Below are 1735 nucleotides of genomic sequence, written 5' to 3'. Positions count from 1 at the left end.
CGTCCAGGGCTTGCTTTTCCTCCCCGAGCTTGCGCACCTGGGACTGCAGGTCGGAGCTTCGCAGGTACGCCCGCACCCGCTGGGGGAGTGCACTGAGAGCGGTGAGCACGACTCCTGCCGCGGCGGCGCCCACTATGACCAGGGCCTGGTAGGTACGGACCTCCCAACCCAGAAAACGGATGACCACCAGGTCTGTGTTCTGGCCCGCAAACAGGGCAAGCAGGACAGCGGCCACAGACCACAACAGCCAGGCCCAGCTCACGACCTTCGCCCCCCTAGGACATTTTTGGCAAGCCATTCGCCACCCTTGCCCCCCATTCCTCCCGCCTCGCCGGCAAGCGCCTGCATCCCGCTCCCGGCGGGGGCCCGCACGGTGGGCAGGGGCCAGGCCCGTCCTGCGCGGGGCCGGCACGGTGGGGCGGGCCAGGCCGGTCTTGCGCGGGGCCCGCGCGGTGGGGCGGGCACCGGTCGGCGGGGCGGGCCTAGGCGGTGAGGCCGCGCACGCGGCGTCTTTCCGCGTGGGCTATGGCCACCAGGGACTCCTTGTCCAGCTCGTCGACGATGTAAAGGTGCCCGTTCGCCCGCCGGCACAGGCCCTCCAGGAAGGCACGGTTAGGTTCCAGCCCGATGCAGGCGAAGTTCACCCGCGCCTGGGGTATGCGACTGGCGGCGTCCAGGGCGTCGCTGAGGGGATCGAGGGTCCACTTGGGCACGGTGGGAATGCCGTCGGAGATGAGCAGCAAGACGGGGTTCCTGGCCCGCGTACGCCGCAGGTAGTCGAGGGCTCCCACGATCCCTTCCGCCATGGGCGTCAGTCCCAGGGCGGCGATCCGGGAGAGTCCGTGTTCCACCCGGGAGAAACTGCGGCAAAGGGGCACGTAGGTCTCCACCCGGCGTTCCTGGAACACCAGCACCGCCACCCGGTCGCGGGTGGCCAGCACCAGGTGCTGCGCCAGGAACTTGGCCGCCCGCAACCGGCGCCCCGCCATGCTGGCGGAGGCGTCGATGAGCAGGCAGATATCCATGGGGTTGCCGGGCCGGTGGCGCCACACCCGCAGGTCCTCGGGCCGCAGCACCACACCCCCGGCCTCACCCCGCCCTTCCCGACCCGGTACCCCGCGCAGGCCGTCCGCGGGGCACCCCGTGCCGGGCGGCCCCGGGTGGGGGCGGGAGGCGGCGGGTGGCAGCACCGCGTGAGGTGCGTGAAGGCCGGCCCCCACGACCGGGAGCAGGAGTTGCCGCCGCACCGACTCCACCACCGTTTCAGTAACCGCCAGTTCCCGCGCCCACTCGCCCCTCTCCACGGGTGCGGGTCGCATGGCGGGGCCCCGCCCCTGTACGGGACGGCCCTCCGGGCGGCGGTTGAGGCGGGCCGGTGCCGGGGCTGGAGCGGGGATACGGCGCAGGAGCTTGCGGAACTCCAGCTCGATTTCGCGTCGCCGTTCCCGCACCAGCTGCCGCAGGGCCATCCCCGCCGGAGTGAGGGTGACCTTCCAGCCCTCCCGGCGGGCCAACCCCCGCTGCTCCAGCTGCTCGAGGAAACGGGAGACCGAGCGGTGGGAACTGGCCAGCTTCATGACCAGGGTACGCATGCCGTCGTCGGTGGCGAGGGCGTCCAGGGCCTCCTGGAGGTCTCCCACGCTCCCCAATTCCTCGGCCAGTTCCAGGGCCGCCTCCATCTGCCGGCTGGCCTGCACCTGGGGCGACCGGGAGCCGGCCTCCGGTATCTCCTCCC

General features: G+C 72.2%; 2 protein-coding genes. Both read right to left on the bottom strand.

Going from position 1 to position 1735, the window contains the following annotated elements:
• Nucleotides 1–262, bottom strand: a 262-nt coding sequence (locus AB1609_23030; GenBank protein MEW6049309.1) for a LapA family protein, incomplete at its 3' end; no start/stop codon positions are given.
• Between the two features lie 220 nt (nt 263–482).
• Nucleotides 483–1735: VWA domain-containing protein (locus AB1609_23025; protein ID MEW6049308.1), on the bottom strand; the 1253-nt coding region annotated here is incomplete at its 5' end.

It is taken from the genome of Bacillota bacterium (assembly GCA_040754675.1).
Classification (GTDB): Bacteria; Bacillota; Limnochordia; order Limnochordales; family Geochordaceae; genus Geochorda.
The sequence above is the reverse complement of the archived record's forward strand: the minus strand, read 5'-3'. Positions and strand labels throughout refer to the sequence as shown.